The sequence below is a fragment of the Nocardia sp. NPDC004718 genome, from assembly GCF_053601535.1.
The window spans coordinates 42,919-61,388 of sequence record NZ_JBSGCA010000006.1 but is presented as its reverse complement, the minus strand read 5'-3'; the positions used below and the strand labels follow the sequence as shown (position 1 = coordinate 61,388).

Here is an 18,470-nt window from a genome sequence, read left to right as displayed (position 1 = left end):
CTACCAACTTTCGGGGCGGGCGGCTGCGAGGCGTTGGAGGGCTTGGTCGATCCAGGTTGTGAAGTGGGTGGTCAGGTCGGTGGGGGTGGTGGGGCGGACGGTGATGTGGTCGGTGCGGTGTTCGGTGTAGCGGCCGTCGGTGGAGATGTCGTGCCACTGGAGGACTTTGGTGGGTTTGGTGTGGGTGTGCAGGGGGGCGGTGATGAGGACGGCGGTGCCGCCGCCGTCGACGGGGCGGCTGAGGAGGCGTTGGTATTGCTCGCGGGGTGTGTTGCGGGCGTTGTCTTGGAGGTAGGTGTCACGGCGGGGGATCAGGTCGTCGGGGTGGAAGGTGGCGGGTTTCTCCGCTCCGGGGGCGCAGGCGGGGATGGCGTTCACGAGGCGTGCCGGGAGTTGTTCGGCGGGGAACATGCGGGCGCGGATGGGGCCGTGCTCGTGTTGGTTGCCCGCTTGGCTGAGGATGACGGCGCGGTAGCTGTCGCGGGCGCCGAGGATCCGGTACTCGCGGATGTCGTCGGGGCCGGTGCTGTTCTTGTGCTTGCAGGTGCCGCCGAGGATTTCGATCCGGAGATCGGAGTCGCCGAGGGTGCGGAAGGCCGCGGCGATCTCGTCTAGTTCGTCCGCGGAGTAGCGCTGCCATACGCCGGCGCGGTGGGCGGCGAAGTCGTCGCGGAAGGCGAAACGGCTGGTATAGCGCAGTGGGCTGGGGATGCGATCGTGCGCGTCGCCGTACCAGAGAGCGGCGAAATCGTCTGTTTCCCAGGTCCATTCAGCCATGTGAGGTCCAATCCGGCCACGTCGGAGCGGCCACTATCCACGCACGCCCGCTACCTGTGGATGCGGGCGTGCGCCGAGTCGAGAAGTATGCGGGCGATCAGTCGGGGGTGCCACCGATGACGCCGCCGGGCAGCGTTCTCGGGGGCTCGCCGAGCAGCTCGTCGGTGTTCTCCTGGGTGATCAGGTAGTCCGGTGTCTTGTGCTCGGATTCGTCGTCCTTGCCGCTGCCGCGAGAGCCGTGCGGCATCATGCCCGACGTTCCGCTCGTGCCTCGCAGTCCGGAGGCGGTCCGCGCGGCGGTTGCCGGATTCACCGATGTGTTCGGCGTTCCCGGTGCGCCCGCGATGCTGCGTCCCGGTTGTGGCTGGTTCGTTGTGCCGGGCGTGCCGGGGCTGCCCGGTGTGCCCGGGCTGTGCGGGGTCGGGGTGCCCGTCGACGTGGTCTTCGTCGGGTCCGTGGTGGAGGCGGGAGTCGTCGACGTGGGGTCCACGCCTGCGGGCTTGGTCGTGGTATCGGACGCCGTCGTGTCGGAGGATTGCTGGTTCTGGGTCGACTCGTCGGTGGACTGCTGCTGTTCTTCGGTGCTCGTCGTATCGGGCTTGCCGTCGCCGTCCTTATCGCCGGGAGTGCCGGAATCGGTACTGGTAGGACCGTTGCCGGAGTCGTTCGACGAAGGGCCGCCGCTGTCGTCGCTGTGGTATCCGCCAGGCGGAGGCGCTGGGATGTCCACCGACGCGGTCGGGTCGACCGGCGTGGGCAGCACCGGAATCTTGCCGTCCATCTCGCTGAACGGTTGGACGTAGTATTCCTGCATCGCGACGCGCGCGGATTGTTCGGCCAAGAAGCGTTCGCTCGACAGGTTCCAGCGCCTCGGATTGAAAATGCGATCCTCGAACGGGATGTTGACGAGGTCGGGTACAGCCTTCTTCGTATCGGTGATCGCGGTGGCGGCGTCGCGAACCCGGTAGTACAGCTCCTCGAGGGATGTCGTCAGATTCTGCGCTTCGCTGGTGTATTTGGCGATGGAGCTCTTGGACTGCTCCGCTGCGGGGCCGGACCAGGCTTGCGCAATGGAAGTCTGGATGGAGCGCGCGAAAGTCTCAACACCTCGCTCCCACTCGTTGCGAGCTTGCCAGTACGTGTCAGCTTGGGTGAACGTGTCGGTGGGGTCGAGCGGCTTGAACGTGTCGTTGATACGGGAGTGTTCCCAGCTGTCTGGGTGCTCACCACCGTTCGGGATGCGCTTGTCCTCGTAGCCGTTCATTTGTCCGTTCCATTCGGGAGCCTGGGCGGTGAGAACTGGACTCCGACGGGCGGGCGCTCGGGTAGGGTGGTGTTCAACCGGTTGAAGTCTGCGGCAAAGTCGCTGTCTACCTGCATGATTCGATCACGGGCGAGCCGATGCACCTCTTGGATGTCCTCGACGATCCGATAGTGATCTTCCATGATCTGATGGACGCTGTTGCGGTCCTCGGCCCCCCGAGCCTTCTTCTTGAATCTGTCGACCAGGGTTCCGGCTGAGACCATGTCGCCGTTACCCTCGCCCAAGCCCCAGTGAGATTGCCCTGCCGCAAGATCCATATACCTCTGAATCTTTCGAATCGCGTCTTTAAAATACTGGCAGTCGCGATCGATGTAGACGAAATCCTCTGGGGACATCTGGATTCCCAGCTGCCCTTCTCGCGCAGCATTCAAGATGTTTCCCATCGGCCGAGGCGGCTGCGCGTTATCGTCGCTCATGTGCTAATTCCCTCCCGGTGAGTACGATCGCTTCAGCATTTTTCAAGCGGTTGCAGGTATTGTTGGGACTACCTTTTCCGCCAGAGTCTTCGCGAGTGCACACGTGTCGAGTTGGCCCGTCTTTCGATTCGACGGAGGGTTGCTCAGGAAAACTTCGAGGCTTCCGCCCTTCATCTCGACGTTTATCGTGCACACAGCGTCGGGGTGCTCCTCGACCTGCCGCGTCGAGATCGCACGGCGTCCGTTGATGGCAAACTCGTGGGTGTCTGCAAACTTCTTGTCCCGCACCATGTCGACGGTGATATTTGTCGTTCTGATTACGGGTGCATATCCGTCCGTCTGGACCCATCCGCAACCACGCCACTTGACTCCCCCTGACGCGTTCGAGTCCTGTTTATCTTTGCTACGCAGATTCTCTGAATCGAGGACACTCTGCGGAATGTCGGTGCACGGGTCGTAGCCTGTAGGTACGTCAGGGGCGAGGGTTGGTCTAGCGGAAGGGGATCCGCTGTGCGATGCGTCGTCATCGGTTGGACCGCAGCCTGTCAGAACGAGTGCGGTGCCGACGGCGAGGACGGTCAGTCGCCGCAAATTCCGCCCTGATGTCATTGCTTCCCCTCGCGCACCGGTGTCTTGTTCCTGGCCTCTCCAGGGCCGGACCGGCCCCTCCGCCCCCTGCAGTGAATGTTGACGCTACCGGCGGCGTTTCCGGGGTGCAAGCGACCTGACATGCATCACCTGCGAGGGATCCACCCTAGTTCAACGAGTGCCCGGCCTCGCGCGAGCAAGAGGCCGGGGCATAGACGAGCGGCGGGGTTACAACTGCGATGGGCCTAGTTCTCCGCTGGCTATGCGTCCGGTGAATGAGTCCCACCCGCGTGAGTTGAACACCAGAGTCGGTCCGGCGGCATTCTTCGAGTCGCGTACACCCACCGAGCCTCCCCGCAAGAACGCGACCTCGACACAGTCTTTCTCGGCACTGCTGTAGCTGCTCTTGAACCAGCTGGCATCGGATAGGCTGGCGTTCACTCGGCGTACTCCTTCGCGATCTGGTCGATGAGAGTCCGGCTTCGCTCCTGGTCGAGTGCCGATCGCAGGATACCGGCGTACGTCTGGCGATACCGCCGGATCTCCTCGGGCTTCTCAAGATACAGGTCGCCTGTGAGCCCCTGCATGTAAACGACTGGCGGCTCGGTGAGATGGGCGGTCGGGTGCTTGGGGAAGTCGAGCATCACAAACGAGCCGGCACCCAGCCCCGCGTACGCATGCGCTGCCAGGGGGACCACTCGCACTGAAACATTGGGTCGCTCACCGACACTCATCAGATGTCGAAGCTGCCGCTCCATGACTGAAGGACCGCCGATCGCGCGTCGGAGTGCGGATTCATCGACAACAGCCTCTACGAGTACAGGGTTGGAGTCGTTGCCCACGCGAGCCTTTCGCTGCCTGAACATCTCGATCCTTCGTTCGACTTCAGATCCGGGTATGGAGGGAAGGTCGACCCAGATCAGGGCCCGTCGATACTCATCGGTTTGCAAGAGTCCGGGCAGGAGGGTGGTCTGGTAGGAGACCAGACGCTTGGCAACTGCCTCCAGCTCCACGAAAAGGCTGAACTCCGCGGCGATGGTGTCACCGTATGCATGCCACCATCCCGTGTGTTTGGTCTCCTCGACCAGGTTGAGCAGGATAGCGGTGCGTTCTTCGGACGCGCCGTAGACCTGGCACAGCCGCTCGATGAACAGCGGATGCAGCCGTACCGGTTGCCCGGTCTCCATCCGCCAGAGAGTCTGCTTGCCCACGTCGATCGCGTCGCGGGCGTACTCCGCGCTGACGCCTGACTCGATCCGCAGCTCGCGCAGCTGCCGCCCCAGCATGCGGCGGGGGAGACTGGATCCGGTTGAACTCACGACGAAATCCCTTTCGTAGTCTAAGTATTGGTCGGGTACCTAACTGGAACCTTGTGGCGGGGGGCCTTGGAACCTGGGCCGTTTCCGCCCGATTCCACCACTGAGAACATTCCCGCCCAGCGATATCCGGTGCTTCACTGAACGCGCCCGGGCCCAATCGAAGAAGTGCTGAAACCTTAACCGCGCCAACGGTTCCAGGTCCAGCGACCGGGATTTCGCGTACCGAACTATGTGAATCGAGGATGGCGAATGAATCATGCGGCATTCGCGGACACTCCCGCGTCCCGCTGCGCGTTTTACCGCCGCACCTGTGGGTTGCCCGCTGGGATACATCCGGAGATCGGCCGCATCGTCGTGAAGGCGGGCGTGGTGGGCGGGATTACGATGCCAGACAGGTTGGGGCAGCGCGTGCGCGACGACATGCTTTTCCGTGGCCAGGCGATCGGCCCGGTGATCGCGCATATCCGTTCTCGCCGATGGACTTTCCTGTGCAGGCCGGATCTACCCGACGACGTGCGGTTGTTCGCCGCGTTGTTCCGGATCGACGTTTCGATCGTGCCGTTCGGCAGTGAAATCGCGCTGCCCTCACCCGTCGACGCGAACGGCGTATTCCGCCGATGGGTGGTGGCGCCACGGGATACGTTTCGTCCTTCCGGGATGGTGATCGTGAACTGCGTGCTGGCCCGCGCCGGCGGGAAGGGTGCGGTATGAGCGAGGGACTGCCGACGCGAAGTCAACTGCTGCACGCTTGCCGGGAGGACTCGCCGCCGCCGGGGCATCCGGTGCTGCTGCGTGCCCGCACCCTGACCGAACTGCATATTCGCCGCATCCGGGTGAACAGGGAATGTGGCTGCGGGGGCGATGAGCACCGAACCCAGTTGATTCGGGACATCGACCGCTGGGTCGAGGTTCGCTTGCCCACGGCGCGCGGCGGAGCCTATCTGCACACCGAATCGTTCGGCTCGGTGGTCGACCGCCTGGCGCGACTCAGCGCGTGCGCGTACGCCGCCATGGCCGACGACCAGGAATGGGACCTCTGGTTCGCGTGGGAGCGGCTGGCCGAGTCAGCGGTCGCTTATGAAGACCTGGTCAGCGAGCTGAGCAGTGGGCGGCGCCGGTTGCCGAGCACCTTCCGGCCCGGGTCAATTCCGTAGCAGAGTGGCGGCGAGGTGATGTTGCAGTGGTTCGCCGACCGCCGCCATCCGGAGTGTGTAGTCGATGGTGTCGCCGGACAGGTGCAGCGACCGGCCGAGGGCGGTCACGAGTTTCGCCGTGCCGCTGCGGCCGAGGGCGGTGGAGTCCAATTCCATGCGCAGCGTGCCGTCCTCGACGGCGAGCGAGCCCTCGCAGATTTCGGTGATGCCGGTGGGATGGGCGAGGATCAATTCGACGCGGTCGGGGCGCGGGCAACGCAGATAGCCAGTCTCGGCGTGGAGCGGCCTGCCGTCGTCGGTGGCGCGGGTCTTCTGCCGGTAGGTGAGGAACGGGCGGCCGAGATGGCCGAACCGGATTTCCTCGACATAGCCGAACGGCTGAATGGTCGGGTATTCACCCTGCCCATTACCGCGCCACGTGCCGAGCAGTGGAGCGAGCGGAGCGATATCGGGGTGCAGGGCAATCGCAGGCTGGGGTTCGGCCACGGCGAACAGCCTAAACCCGTACTTGTCGAACCGTTCGGGTACTCCCTAATTTGCCTCAGGCTAAGGTTAGCTTCGCCTTATCACCAATGTGGTGTGGTCGGAAAGGAAACAGGAAGTTGAACGGACGCTGGAATGAGTCGCGCCGTGGCGGTACGCCCCGGTCGCGGACCCGAAGTGGTCTGCTGCGCGCGTCGGCGCTTGGCGTCGCGCTGGTCGTGGCGGCCGGCTGCTCGGACTCGAAGTCGGACGAGGTGCCCGCGCTCGACGGAAACAAATACGTCCAGACCAATCTCGCGGCCAACAACGCGGAGTACAAGGCGCAGTTCGTTTTCCCCGACCTGGTGAACGCCTGGGGGCTGGCCAACCGCCCCAAGGGCGCGGGTGGACACTTCTGGGTCGGCGCGGGCGGCAAGTCGTTCCAGTTCGTCGGCGACGTGACCAAGTCCTCGGACGACAAAGTGCACAAGCTGTTCCAGGACCCGCTGAAGATCGTCACCATCCCCGGCGCCGACGCCGACACCTCGGACAAGAGCGCGGGCAAGACCACCGGCGTGGTGTTCAACCCGGCGCCGATCACCTCCGATCTGTTCGTCGTCCACGATCAGCCGGTGGAGGAGGAAGGCGGGCCGCTGAACGGTTCGGCGCGGTTCATCTTCGCGACCGACTCGGGCAAGATCTCCGCCTGGACCGAGCTGGGCTTCGAGGGCCGGATCGTGCGCCACGACGGCCCCGCCAACCTGGTCTTCGACGGTCAGTCGCAGGGGATGCAGTTCTTCGGGATCGCGCTGGCTCCCTCCGGTGACAAGCTGCTTGCCGCGGATTTCGGCGCCGACCCGCAGGTGCGGACGTTCGACAAGAACTGGCAGTTGATCCCGACCACCGGCTTCGCCAACCCGTTCGCCACCGGCGACGCGATCGACCCGGCCGCGCCGGAAAAGGGCAAGAAGGCCAAGCCCGGCGATCCCGCGCCGTTCAACGTCTCGACCATCGGCAACCGGGTCTTCGTCGCCTATGCCACCACCCAGCCGGACGAGAAGGACGCGACCAAGTTCGATGCCGGTGAGGAGGACTCGCTGGACAAGGACAAAGAGGGCGGCAAGCCGGACAAGGGCAAGCTCGCCGAGTTCGACGCCAACGGCAAACTGGTGCGCATCATCGACGACGGTAAGCGCCTCAACGCCCCGTGGGCGGTGACGATCGCGCCGGACGGGTTCGGTCCGCTCAGCGGCAAGCTGCTGGTCGGCAACTTCGGCGGCGCCGGGCACGTGCTGGCCTACGACGACACCACCGGCAAGTTCGCCGACTACCTGCGCGATGCCGACGGCAAGCCGGTCGCCATCGAAGGACTGTGGGCGCTGATGTTCGGCAACGGCGAGAGCCTCGGTGACGCCGACTCGCTGTACTTCACCGCGGGACCCGACGACGAGAAGGACGGTCTGTTCGGCAAGCTTCGCTTGAAGTAGCCGCGCTCCGCGGCAGCCCGCACCGCATCGGTGCGGGCTGCTCGCGCTTCAGCGGCCTCCGGTCGGCGCCGAGGCCCTGGGTTCGGTGCGCCGTTCGCGGATAGCCGACTCGACTTCGTCGACCGCCGTTCGGATCGTCGCCCCGTAGCCGTCGTCGCCGAGCGTGTGCAGACATGTGTGAGCGGCATCGATTTCGCGCTGTGCGGCGTCGAACGAGCCGAGCCTGCGATAGTCGTCGGCGAGATTGAGGTGCAGCGACGGGTAGAACGCCGCCACCCGCAGTGCTCCGTCGAAGGTTCGAGCGCGAGCGTCCGAAAGGCTGTCGGCGGCGTCCAGTGCGCGGATGTCCCAGGTGAGCGCCTCGGCGGCGTCGTCGTACAAGTCGGCCAGGTAGTGGGCGAGGGTGCACCGGTGCAGGGGGTCGCCCTGTGGGCCGAGCGAGGCCCATACGGCGAGCAGAGCTTCCCGCGCGTCGTCCGGGCGGCCCTCGCGGCCGAGCGCTACAGCGCTGGTGATGGTGTTCATGGTGTGGTCGTGGGCCGGGTTCATGCGGATCTCCTTCAGGTGGGGGATGGACGCGGATCGTTTCGTGTGCGAGGCCGGATAGCCGGCTTCCGCGTCGGGCGGCCGATCGATCGGAAGTAGTGGCGGGCGCTTGCGATCCCGAGAAGGGTGATCGATCGGAAGTAGTGGCCGCGGGCGGGCAACTGCGACCGCGAGATGGGCGTTCGGGATCGTGGTCCGCCGGGGCGGGAGGGACGCGGTTGCGCGAGTAATGGCCGTCGGCGCGGATGACTTATTCGGCGGCGTTGTGGTGCGGGGGCCGGACCGGCATGGCCAGGGTGGTGAGGTCGCCGTCGGTGGCGGAGCGCAGAACCACCGGCTGATCGGCGGCGATGATGTCGAGCATGAGATCGGGGCCGAGCGCGGTGTGGAGGGCGGGCCGCAGTGTCGCGGGGTCGAACGACAGTGTGACGGCGGAGCCGGTGACCTTGGCGGGCAGGCAGTGCACATCCCCCGACACCGATATCGAGATTTCCGTCGGCTGAATCGCGAATAGCACTGATGCGTCCGTTTTTTCGAGAAGATGCAGCAGCAGATGCCGGGCGACGACCGCCCTGGTGCGCACCGGTCCCAGTCCCGCCAGTAAGGCGCGGTGGTCGGGGAAGGGAGCGTCGATGACGGCCGGTCGGTGTTCCGCGCCGCCTCCGGTCAGAAGCAGCCCGCCGCCGGACGGTGCGGCGACGACCTCGTCCATGCCGCGCAATCGGTCGGTGATCGACTCGAGTCCGTTCGAATCGAGTACCACGGACCACTCGCCGCCGTGCTGCCGGTTCGCCACCACGGTGCGCGTGGACAGCCGGTAGCGATCGGTCGCGGTCAGGGTTACCGCGTTGGCGCCCGCTTCCAGCAGAACGCCCGCCAGCACGGGTATCTCGCGGGTGCGGGCGACGGCGGTGCGGACCTGATCGAGCGCCGCGGCGAGCGTCGCCGCATCGATCGCCACGTGCCCGCCGAGCGACTGTTCGACCACGGCGGCGACGCGCGCGGCCTCGTCCGCTCGCCGCGCCAGTTCCGCGACGTGACGGTCGAGCAGGCATCGTGCCCGGTCGGTGTCACCGGCGAGAATCTCCGCGATGGTGTCCAGCGGCAGATCGATCGAGCGCAGCTGCCGGATGAGCACCGCCCGCTCCCGCTGCGCCTCGGAGTAGTAGCGGTATCCGGTCAGTGGATCGACTCTGGCTGGAACGAGCAGACCGCAGTCGTCGTAGAACCGCAGCGCGCTCGCCGTGAGCCCGCTGGCCCGCGCGAGCACGCCGATCGTGATCAACCCTGTCGACTCCGTACTCACCACCCGGCCATCATGGAGCCTCAACCAACTCGAAGGTCAACTCCCGGGCCGGGGCAACGAACCGCAGTCCATGTGTTCCGCCGTCGGAACACGACGCGCACTCCGCTGAGCTGCGGGAGGAGCCGAGGTCCTCGTAGCCCGCCAGGGCGCGGTGTGCGCGACTTCGCAGGGTTGTCGGTGTTGCCCGCCGCGAGTCAGTCGGCCCCGGCCTCGGTGGGGGTCACGCGCCAGCGGCGCGACCAGTCCCAGACCGATCCGAGCGCCGTGCCGAGTTCGGTGCCCGCGGTGGTGAGTTCATAGGACTTGTCGGGGTTCTTCGCGATCAGGCCCGCGGATTGCAGGTGTTGCAGGCGGACCGAAAGCATGCTCGAGGAGCAGTTGCCCATCCGTCGGCGCAGTTCGAGGAAGCCGAGGCGGTCGGGTTCCAATTCCCACAGGATGCGCAGGATCCAGCGTTGGCCGAGTAAGTCCATCGTGGCCAGCAACGGCGCGTTCGCCGGGTCGTCCCGCCCACGTGGCGGCTTGGGTTCGTTTGCGCTTCTCATTTAGAACCAGCATAGTGGTTCTGAATGAGAAGCACTGGCCCGGGTGCCGGGCGGACCGAAAGGGAGACGGTGGACGAGAGGACCGGTCGGCGAATCGTTCTGATCACGGGCGCTTCCCGCGGGATCGGCGCGGAGACCGCCCGGGTGCTCGCGGCGCGCGGCGACCACGTCGTGATCAACTACCGGGAGAAGGCCAGGCGGGCCGACGCGCTGGCGGAGTCGATCCGGCAGGCGGGCGGCAGTGCGGCCACTACGGGCGCCAACATCGCCGACGCGGATTCGGCCCGGGCGCTGGTCGCCCAGGTCGCGGAGGAGTTCGGCCGTCTCGATGTGCTGGTGCTGAACGCGTCGGGTGGGCTGGAGCGCAATGCCCGGCCCGACTACGCCATGGCCCTCAATCATGACGCGCAGGAACGGCTCGTGCGGCTTGCCCTGCCGCACATGCCTTCCGGTGCGCGGATCGTTTTCGTGACCAGCCATCAGGCGCACTTCCACGGCCGCAAGCCCGTCCCCGCCGACTACGAACCCATCGCCGCCAGCAAGCGCGCAGGCGAGGACGCGCTGCGCGCCATGATCCCGGAACTCGATGCCAGGGGCATCGCCCTGCACGTGGTCTCCGGCGACATGATCGATGGCACGATCATCGTCCAACTGCTGGAACGCCGAAATCCCGACGCCGTCGCCGCCCGCCGCGAGCACGGCGACTTGCCCACGGTCACGGAGTTCGCCACCGCGGTCGCCGATGCCACCGCCGCCACCGCCGACCCCGGCCACACCAGCTACATCGGCGGTCTGGATTACCTCGACGCGCAAGAGATCACATCCTGAAACGATGCCGATCCGCAGGCGTGGCGCACTCCGGCCGTTGGCGGCAACCGGCCACGCCGCGTGTCGATCCCGCCACGGGAGACAGAAGCGCTCCGGTAGTGCTGGGCGAACCTCCGGAACGCGCGCTTCGAATTTCGCACCAATCCCCATCCGACGACAGCGCCTCGAGTGACGCCCTGCGGCGCGAAAGCTGAATTGCCCGGAGTCGAAGCGCTTGCCCACGTGTGACGAGGTCGCACTTGCGTTCGGCCTTGCCTCATGAAGAAGTGCGGCGGTGCACTGCCGATCCGAGCTCATGTGGGCGCGTAATTCGGTGGTGAGTTCCCGGTGCGGCTTGGACGATCGAATGATGGTGGATTACTTGGGCACTGCTCTGCGGATCGGATGGGCCGAGGTGCCGGAGCCGGTGCGAGCGGAAGTAGCGCGCGTGCTCGGAGACGCCGTCCACACTGCCGAGGACCAGCGCGGAGGGTTCAGTCACGGGGTGGCAGCGCGCTTGCGCACCGTCGGCGGTGGCGCTGCCTTCGTGAAAGCGATCGAGGCGGAAGACGGTCTCGCGGTGATGTATCGGCAGGAAGCGCGGATCGCGGCTCGGCTCCCGGCGACGGTGCCCGCACCGCGATGCCGGTTCGCGACGGAGATCGCGGGGTGGTTCGTCGCGGTTTTCGACGATGTCGAGGGAGCGTTTCCCCGACTCGGCGAGCCGGGGGAGTTGCGTGACACTCTCGAGCTGGTGACGCGATTGGCGACGGAGCTGACTCCGAGCCCACTGGATGATGTGCCGACGGTTGTGGAAGCCTACGGACCGGAGCTGACCGGCTGGCGAACGTTCGTGACGGAAGGGCCTCCGGCGGACTTGGACGGTTGGTCCATGCGTCACCTGACGAAATTGGCCGAGCTGGAAGCCGCGTGGCCGACGGCCGCGGTAGGAGACACCCTGCTGCACACCGATCTTCGGCCGGACAACATGGTGCGGCGGGCCGACGGTGCGGTGCTGGCGGTCGATTGGGCGTGGGCCTGCCGGGGCGCCGCGTGGATCGACCTCGTCGCGCTCGCGCCGTCGATCGCGGCCGCCGGTGTGGATCCGGATCCGATCATCGCCAGCCATCCGGTGACTCGCGATGCGGACCCCGTGGCGGTCGACGCTTTCGTCTGCGCGCTTGCGGGGTATTGGGCGGCGGCTTGCCGGAAGCCGGGACCGCCGCGTTCGCCGCGGTTGCGTGAGCATCAGTCGGTGTTTGCCCGGCTCGCCGGAGCGTGGCTGGCGTGTCGTCTCGGCTGGCGATAATCCCAGGAGATATGGCTCTATCGTCGAAAAACGCAAGGTCACTGGATGTTTGCCAAAGCTTTGGAGGGTGGTGCGTGACCGGATAAATCGGTCAATGGGCGTGTCGCGTGCGCGGAAGTGATCGAATTCGACGCGACCCGCGCCACTCTCGGTCACGCTGGGCAGATGTGGATGTTCGGGCAGTGCCGGGACACCGGCGAGGCAAGGCATCGAGGGCGCGACCGAGACGCGTCCACGCTGGTCGGAATGGGGGTCCGGAGAATGGAACAGGTGTCCGAGGCCCGGGTCATTCCGGGCAAGGAACTCCTGCTGGCTGCCTTCCGGGGCTTGCCGCACATGGATCATCCGATGCTGGAAGCGGCCGGAGAACTGGCTCAGCTGCACCAGACACGCGAACGCACTCCAGCGAGCCGGTGCGACAAACTCGACCGGCGTCGAGTGCAACTCGTGCGCGGCATCGACCGCTGGGTCACCCTGGCGACGCCGATCCCGCCGCCGGCAGCGCCCGAACACGCCGAGACCGTGGGCCACATCGTCGACCGGCTGGCCATGCTGGCCGCTCAGGCGTTCGTCGCGCTGGCGCACGCGCCGGAATCGGTCTTCTACGACGCGTGGGTCCGAATCGACGAATTGGCCGACGGTTACCAGGATCTCATCGACGACCTGCGCGCCGGAGCCAGACGACTACCCGACGGGCGCTACGACCGCTGGTAGCTACCGGCCCCGCCCGAACAGCCGGAACGAGCGGCGGCGCCGACGTGGCAGAGTCGCGTACACCATGGTCATGTCGGCGAAGACCTCCGCCTCCCGCTCGCGATCGGCGCCGAAATCGGCACGGCCGAGGACGTGTTCGATCGATTGCGGCGAGATCGAGGGCAGGACGACGGCCAACGAGGGCGGCAACGGATCGCCGCGTTCCTGGTCTCTGTGGTGACCCAAGAGCATGTGACCGATCTCGTGCAGGATGACGTGATCGGCGTTGCGGCCGGTCGCCGCGGCGTCGTAGACGATGATGTCGTCGTGCTTGCGTGCCACCCACAAGCCGCCTCCGCCGCAACCCGTGTCCGCCAACATCGCCTTGGGCACCGGATGCAGGCTGATCGAGCGTCCGCGATGGGCGGCCACCGCGGCCAGGTAAGCGGTCAGATTCCACGGGTTCGGGAGGGGCACGGTCCGGGTGGCATCGCCGAAACGGGCTTCCATGCTGGTCATCGGCGCCCACCTTACCCATCGGTCGGCGACTAGTCATCTGCGGAATCCGGGCATACCGGCAAAGGTGATCCGCGGCGCGACAACGCGATCGATCACTCGGCGGATGACCCGCTGTCCAAGGGTTGTGCCCGCATGGCCCGAACGGCCAGGTAGTTCAGGCCCCACAGCGCGACCCCGATGGCCAGCAGCACGCCGGCGATGGCGTACTGCGCCGGATTGCGGTCGGTGAAGGGTGTGACGAGAAAGCCGCAGCTGAGCGCGCCGACGACCGGCAGCGGCGTCGGCGTCTTGAAGTGCTTGTGCGACACAGGGTCTCGGCGCAACACCAGTACCGCGACGTTGACCACCGTGAACACCGCCAGCAGAAGCAGGGCCGTGGTGCCACCGAGTTCGGGCACCTCGCCGACGAACAGGATCAATCCCAGCGCGAGCAGCGTGGTGAAGACGATGGCGTTGACGGGTGTCCGGCGCCGCTGGTGCACGCGGCCGAAAGGCCGGGGCAACACGCCTTGACGGGCCATGCCGTAGATCAGTCGGCTGGCCATCAGCATGTTGATCAGCGCCGAATTGGCGACGGCGAACATGGTGATGTAGGCGAAGATGTGGGTCGGGAAGCTCGGCGCGCCGACCTGGACCACTTTGAGCAGTGGTGTGTCGCCCTGCCCGAGTTGGTCGGCGGGTACGAGCGCGACCGCGCTGATCGATACCAGCACGTAGATGAGCCCGGTGATGATCAGTCCCGCGAGCAGCACCTTCGGGAAGATCCGGGTGGGCTCCTTGCACTCCTCGGCCATGTTCACCGAGTCTTCGAAACCGACCATCGCGTAGAACGCGAGCGTGGTGGCCACGATGACGCCGCCGACCGCGTTGTGCTCCCCGGTATCGAATTCGACGATGCGGGAGAAGTCGCCGTCGCCCACGCCCAATGCCCAGCAGCCGATCCCGATGACGATCAGCAGACCGGTCAGCTCCACGCAGGTGAGCACCACGTTGAGCTTCACGCCCTCGCTCACCCCGCGCAGGTTGATCGCCGCCACCACGCCCATGAACAGCAGTGCGATCACCGTCACCGCGGTGCCGCTGCCGAGATCCGGATCGAAGGCCTCGGCGAAGTTGGCCGCGAAAGCCCGCGAGGCCGTGGCCGCGGAAGTGATGCCGGAACTCATGACCGCGAAAGCGACCATGAACGTGAGGAAGTGGATGCCGAACGCTTTGTGCGTGTAGAGGGCCGCACCCGCGGCGTGTGGGTATTTGGTGACCAGCTCCAGATAGCTGAGACCGGTGATGAGCGCGACCAGGAACGCCACCAGGAAGGGCACCCAGACCGCCCCGCCGACTTCGTTGGCCACCTTGCCGGTGAGCGCGTAGATACCGGTACCGAGGATATCGCCGACGACGAACAGCAAGAGCAATCCCGGCCCCATTACCCGTTTGAGTTCGGGCCCGGAGTCGGACGTCGGATCGGCTGTGACTTCGGACATGCGTCCTCCCCTCGGCAGTAGGGCGAGGGTACCCATTCCGATACGGAATAGTCGTGCACCGGGCCGTGTTTCGCCTGGATTTCACCTGCCAGGGGCGGGCTGCTATCCCTCCCGATCCATCTGCCCCGCGGCCTCCACGATCATGGCCGCGGAGTCGCGCGGGCTCAGCGCCATGGCGCGCAGCTGATCGAAGATCACGCCGAAGCGACGGATCTCGGAGTGGCCCTCGATCAGCTCGTCACCCGCGATGCCCTCCACATAGACCAGCTCGGGATCGGCGGGGTCGGGGAAGTCCAGCAAGGTGAACGAACCCGCCATGCCGGGGTGCGCGCCCGCGTCGAACGGCATGATCTGCAGGATCACGTTCTTGCGCTTGATCTCTTGCAGCAGTCGCTCGAGCTGCCCCCGCATCACCGCGGGCCCGCCGACGGTGCGGCGGATGGCGGCCTCGTCCAGGACGACCCAGAGTTCGAGCGGGTCGTCCTTGGTCAGGTTGACGGCGCGATCCATCCTTGCCTTCGCCCTGCTCTCCATGACCGACGCCTCCAGCTTCGGCATGGAGGTGTCTATCACGGCGGTGGCGTACTCGTAGGTCTGCAAAAGACCTGGAATGAAAGAGGTTTGGTAGTGCCGCGCGGACAACGCCTCGGACTCGAAATTGATGTAGGCGGCGTAGACCTCCGACACGCTGCCCTCGTAGGCGCGTGACATGCCGGGCTTCAGCGCGTCGGACAGCAGCTCCAGCGCGTCCTCGCGCTGCTCGTCGCCGATGCGGTAGAGGTCGAGCATCGCCATGAGGGTGCGCCGCTGCGGCCGCGCCTGCGCGGTCTCGATCCGGTACAGCGTGGTGACGTTGATCCCGGTCTTCGCGCTGACCTCTTCCTTGCTGAGCTGAGCGTTCTCGCGCATCTCGTGCAGCATCGCCGCCAGCCGCCGCAACCGGACGGTCAGTACGGTGCGCTTGCCTGCCATCAGTCCAACCCCTTCGGTGTGCGCACTTGCTGGAACGTGTTCTGATGTTCGACCTCGAATGCGGCCTGCGTCCAGCGGATCTGTGCCTGGTGTGGGCACAGCAACAGAGACTACCTCCCGTGATGCACGTTATGGTCGGTGTTTTCGCGTGCATTTACGGCCGCTGGGCGATATCGCGGGGCGAACCGGACCGACCGCTCGGTTGCGGGGGTGTGTCGATACTCGCCGAACTGTGCGGAGCCGCTTTCCGGGCGGTGGGAGCGCCACGCTCGAACGTGATCGCCGGACGACCCCGCGCGTCCGTGCGGGCCGGGAGAGGCCCGGCTGCCGCGCCTGGGCGACGCAACTCGGCCCGTGTGGATTCCGGCTCGGGGCGTGGGCAATAGCGCTGACCGCCCGGCATCACGTCCATTGCGGATTAATTGCCAGTGCATTCGTTTATATGCATCAAGCCCATAGTGCCGGGCTAGAAGGCATTTTCTTGATGATGCCGAGAGTTTGCCACAATTTGGTTTCATCTCGTGTTCCCGGCCGTGGCCCTCGGGCGCCGATGGATAATGACCGCGTGACGAGGATGGACGACCTCGCGCTGAGAAGCGCCTCCGCGATCGAGAGCGTCATCGCGGGCACGCCGCAGAGCGTGGGCAGCTTCCGCTTCTGGTTCGAGGATCAGCGATGGGAATGGTCGGACGCGGCCGCCGCGATATACGGCTACACCGAGGGGAGTGCGCTACCCAGTACGGAGCTGTTGCTGGCGCACAAGCATCCCGACGACCGCGCTCTGGTCGCCGAGTCCATCGCCACCGCCGTGCGAACCGGTGAGCCGTTCTGCGGACGTCACCGCGTCATCGACACCGCCGGGCGCACCCATCACGTCATCGTCGTCGCCGATCGCATGCTCGACGACCAGGACTCGGTGGTCGGCACCGCGGGCTATTTCATCGACGTGTCCGGCACGCTCGAGGAGAACCGGCAGGAGATCCTCGACGACACGCTGCCCGAACTGGTGCAATCACGGGCGGTGATCGAGCAGGCCAAGGGCGTGCTCATGGTGGTCTACGGCATCAACGCCGAACAGGCCTTCCGGGTGCTGCAATGGCGCTCCCAGGAAACCAACATCAAGTTGCGGACCCTGGCGCAACAACTGGTCGGCGAGGTTCCCGCGATGGGCGGCGGTCCTGCGGCGCAACGGGCGCGCTTCGACCATCTGCTGCTGACCATGCACGACGTCCTGGCGTCGAAGTGAGCGCCGTACCGGTGACCGACACCCGATAGGCGGCCCTACGGGAGATCGCGTCTGGCGACATCGGCGCCGGAGCATCCTGCGCGTCCCGAACCGGCCGCTTGCCTCCATGCGTCATGCCGACTGTCGCGCCGTGGCGCCGCATCGCGGACCGAACTCGCCGTTTGCCGCGGTGTCGCCGTCAAATAACCGATGCGCCAAGCTCATTCAGGGCGCGGGTGTTGCGTGATCTTCGCCCTTCGACCGGTCCCACTACCGATAAGTCGGAGACAATTCATTAGAAGTAACCATAGTGGGAGGGAGTCGTTGTGGTCAGTGAGTACACATCGGCACTCGAGCGGGAAATCGTCGACATGCGCGGGCAACACGAGATGTTGCTGCGGACCGGGCGGCAGTGGTCGTTGCGCGCGATGTTCGGCACACCCGACTGGGACATCATCGACTACTGCCGCGACTTCCGGCCCAACCGGTTCGGGGAGCAAGCCTGTGCGGAGGTGGAACGTTTCTGCCGCGAGCACGGCATCTGGCTCGAGCGCGCGGGCCCGCACTACAACAGCATGACGCCCTATCTGCACCCCGGCGCCGTCAGCGCCGAGCGGATGACGATCATCGGCCTGTACAACGCGATCCTGTTCTGGCTCAACGACACTGTCGGCCGGGAGAAGTTCGGGCACCTCGGCGACGACGAACAGCGACAGGCGCGGGTGGCGATCGATCGGCTGTGCGCGCTCTTGTGCACGGGGTCGGCACCGGCGGACGCCACCCCGGTGGAGACCTCGACCTCGGCGTTCCTCGCGATGCTGTCCGCCCGCGCGGACGCGGACTGGCTCGATCGGTTCATCGAAGCCACCGTCGCGCACCTGCGGCCCGCGATCCAGGACCAGAACGCCCGGGCGCGCGGTGGGTTGCTCAGCGTCGCGGAGTACATCGATCTGCGGGCTCAGGTCTCGGGTATGTATCCGGCGATCGCGCTGTGCGAGTTCGGCCGGGACGACTATCTGCCCTGGGAGCTGATCCGGCGGACGGGGCTGGCCGGGGACCTCCTCCGACTGCGGGTGCTGACCGTCGAGATCGGCGCGTTGATGAACGACGTGTTCTCCTTCGAAAAGGAGTGCATCGTCGATCTGGCGGATTTCAACTTGATCCCCGCCGTGTTGCTGAACCACCCCGGATACTCGCTGGAGGACGCCGTGCAGGGCGCCACCGAGATCGTGCGCGCGCGCCTGGCCGAGTTCCGGGAACTGTGCGCGGTCGCCACCGAACGATGCGACCGGCTGGCAGCCGCGAACGCTGCCTTGGCGTCCACCGTCGCGACCCACCTCGCCGATCTGATCGCCTGCGTCCAGGCGACCTGGGTCTGGCAGGTGAAGACTCTGCGGTACAAGGGGGCGTCGATCTTCCGGGAGAACGGGTTGCAGTTATAGCTCCACTCTCGCCATTCCTGGGAATGCTTCCAGGCGGCAGTACTCGACGGTCTCGAACATGTGTGGATACGATGCGTCGGGGGCTATCTCCGGCCTGA

General features: G+C 66.1%; 21 protein-coding genes. 8 read left to right on the top strand and 13 right to left on the bottom strand.

Annotated elements, in window-relative coordinates:
* The 6 genes from ACWEH3_RS06690 to ACWEH3_RS06665 all read right to left on the bottom strand — a co-directional run bounded on the left by ACWEH3_RS06690 (position 1) and on the right by ACWEH3_RS06665 (position 4,424).
* Positions 1-777 carry an ESX secretion-associated protein EspG gene (locus tag ACWEH3_RS06690; RefSeq protein WP_450019241.1) on the bottom strand — a complete coding sequence of 259 codons (777 nt, stop codon included), beginning with the start codon at positions 775-777 and terminating at the stop codon, positions 1-3.
* Between the two features lie 97 nt (positions 778-874).
* On the bottom strand, positions 875-2,041 hold the full coding sequence (locus ACWEH3_RS06685) for a WXG100 family type VII secretion target (protein WP_450019239.1): 1,167 nt from the start codon (positions 2,039-2,041) through the stop codon (positions 875-877).
* On the bottom strand, positions 2,038-2,517 hold the full coding sequence (locus tag ACWEH3_RS06680; RefSeq protein ID WP_450019237.1) for a hypothetical protein: 480 nt from the start codon (positions 2,515-2,517) through the stop codon (positions 2,038-2,040). The genes ACWEH3_RS06685 and ACWEH3_RS06680 overlap by 4 nt, the downstream gene beginning before the upstream one ends.
* Positions 2,518-2,559: 42 nt before the next feature.
* Complete coding sequence (locus ACWEH3_RS06675; RefSeq protein ID WP_450019235.1) at positions 2,560-3,126, bottom strand: DUF3558 domain-containing protein; 567 nt, start codon at positions 3,124-3,126, stop codon at positions 2,560-2,562.
* 207 nt (positions 3,127-3,333) lie between these two features.
* A complete protein-coding gene (locus ACWEH3_RS06670) occupies positions 3,334-3,546 on the bottom strand; it encodes a DUF397 domain-containing protein (RefSeq protein ID WP_450019233.1) in 213 nt (70 codons plus the stop codon).
* Entirely contained in the window at positions 3,543-4,424 is an 882-nt protein-coding gene (locus ACWEH3_RS06665; protein ID WP_450019231.1) for a helix-turn-helix domain-containing protein, read from the bottom strand. Before ACWEH3_RS06665 ends, ACWEH3_RS06670 begins: the two co-directional genes overlap by 4 nt.
* A 354-nt stretch (positions 4,425-4,778) precedes the next feature.
* On the opposite strand from ACWEH3_RS06665, the gene ACWEH3_RS06660 reads away from it, so the two are divergent.
* Together ACWEH3_RS06660 and ACWEH3_RS06655 are read left to right on the top strand one after the other, a co-directional pair.
* Positions 4,779-5,135, top strand: a complete 357-nt coding sequence (locus ACWEH3_RS06660) for a DNA-directed RNA polymerase subunit beta (protein ID WP_450019229.1) — start codon at positions 4,779-4,781, stop codon at positions 5,133-5,135.
* Positions 5,132-5,578 carry a DUF4254 domain-containing protein gene (locus ACWEH3_RS06655; RefSeq protein WP_450019227.1) on the top strand — a complete coding sequence of 149 codons (447 nt, stop codon included), beginning with the start codon at positions 5,132-5,134 and terminating at the stop codon, positions 5,576-5,578. The genes ACWEH3_RS06660 and ACWEH3_RS06655 overlap by 4 nt, the downstream gene beginning before the upstream one ends.
* Here ACWEH3_RS06655 and ACWEH3_RS06650 read toward each other — a convergent pair.
* Complete coding sequence (locus tag ACWEH3_RS06650) at positions 5,567-6,073, bottom strand: peroxynitrite isomerase (protein ID WP_412805199.1); 507 nt, start codon at positions 6,071-6,073, stop codon at positions 5,567-5,569. The two genes, ACWEH3_RS06655 and ACWEH3_RS06650, sit on opposite strands and share 12 nt — an antisense overlap.
* A 107-nt stretch (positions 6,074-6,180) precedes the next feature.
* Here ACWEH3_RS06650 and ACWEH3_RS06645 point away from each other — a divergent pair, with 107 nt between their 5' ends.
* Positions 6,181-7,527 carry a TIGR03118 family protein gene (locus ACWEH3_RS06645; protein WP_450019225.1) on the top strand — a complete coding sequence of 449 codons (1,347 nt, stop codon included), beginning with the start codon at positions 6,181-6,183 and terminating at the stop codon, positions 7,525-7,527.
* A gap of 48 nt (positions 7,528-7,575) precedes the next feature.
* On the opposite strand, the gene ACWEH3_RS06640 is transcribed toward ACWEH3_RS06645, so the two are convergent.
* From ACWEH3_RS06640 to ACWEH3_RS06630, 3 genes are all read right to left on the bottom strand, one after another.
* Positions 7,576-8,076 carry a hypothetical protein gene (locus ACWEH3_RS06640; RefSeq protein WP_450019223.1) on the bottom strand — a complete coding sequence of 167 codons (501 nt, stop codon included), beginning with the start codon at positions 8,074-8,076 and terminating at the stop codon, positions 7,576-7,578.
* A 247-nt stretch (positions 8,077-8,323) separates the two neighbouring features.
* On the bottom strand, positions 8,324-9,382 hold the full coding sequence (locus tag ACWEH3_RS06635; protein WP_450019221.1) for a DNA polymerase III subunit beta family protein: 1,059 nt from the start codon (positions 9,380-9,382) through the stop codon (positions 8,324-8,326).
* Between the two features lie 191 nt (positions 9,383-9,573).
* Entirely contained in the window at positions 9,574-9,924 is a 351-nt protein-coding gene (locus ACWEH3_RS06630; RefSeq protein WP_450019219.1) for a winged helix-turn-helix transcriptional regulator, read from the bottom strand.
* A 69-nt stretch (positions 9,925-9,993) separates the two neighbouring features.
* Between ACWEH3_RS06630 and ACWEH3_RS06625 the strand changes: the two genes are divergently transcribed.
* The 3 genes from ACWEH3_RS06625 (at position 9,994) to ACWEH3_RS06615 (ending at position 12,754) form a co-directional block, all read left to right on the top strand.
* Complete coding sequence (locus ACWEH3_RS06625) at positions 9,994-10,752, top strand: SDR family oxidoreductase (RefSeq protein ID WP_450019217.1); 759 nt, start codon at positions 9,994-9,996, stop codon at positions 10,750-10,752.
* Between the two features lie 349 nt (positions 10,753-11,101).
* On the top strand, positions 11,102-12,040 hold the full coding sequence (locus ACWEH3_RS06620) for a phosphotransferase (RefSeq protein ID WP_450019215.1): 939 nt from the start codon (positions 11,102-11,104) through the stop codon (positions 12,038-12,040).
* A 270-nt stretch (positions 12,041-12,310) separates the two neighbouring features.
* Positions 12,311-12,754 (top strand): DUF4254 domain-containing protein, encoded by a 444-nt coding sequence (locus ACWEH3_RS06615; protein ID WP_356961367.1) that lies wholly within the window; start codon positions 12,311-12,313, stop codon positions 12,752-12,754.
* Here the strand turns inward: ACWEH3_RS06615 and ACWEH3_RS06610 are convergent, their stop codons facing one another.
* The 3 genes from ACWEH3_RS06610 to ACWEH3_RS06600 form a co-directional block, all read right to left on the bottom strand.
* Complete coding sequence (locus tag ACWEH3_RS06610) at positions 12,755-13,252, bottom strand: hypothetical protein (protein WP_450019213.1); 498 nt, start codon at positions 13,250-13,252, stop codon at positions 12,755-12,757.
* A gap of 92 nt (positions 13,253-13,344) precedes the next feature.
* Positions 13,345-14,733, bottom strand: coding sequence for an APC family permease (locus ACWEH3_RS06605; protein ID WP_450019211.1), 1,389 nt, complete (start codon positions 14,731-14,733; stop codon positions 13,345-13,347).
* 102 nt (positions 14,734-14,835) lie between these two features.
* Positions 14,836-15,705: a helix-turn-helix domain-containing protein gene (locus tag ACWEH3_RS06600; protein WP_450019209.1), complete on the bottom strand. Its 870-nt coding sequence runs from the start codon at positions 15,703-15,705 to the stop codon at positions 14,836-14,838.
* Between the two features lie 574 nt (positions 15,706-16,279).
* Between ACWEH3_RS06600 and ACWEH3_RS06595 the strand changes: the two genes are divergently transcribed.
* Positions 16,280-16,951, top strand: coding sequence for a PAS and ANTAR domain-containing protein (locus tag ACWEH3_RS06595; protein ID WP_450019282.1), 672 nt, complete (start codon positions 16,280-16,282; stop codon positions 16,949-16,951).
* Between the two features lie 305 nt (positions 16,952-17,256).
* Positions 17,257-18,372 (top strand): terpene synthase family protein, encoded by a 1,116-nt coding sequence (locus tag ACWEH3_RS06590; protein WP_450019207.1) that lies wholly within the window; start codon positions 17,257-17,259, stop codon positions 18,370-18,372.
* Positions 18,373-18,470: the final 98 nt, after the last annotated feature.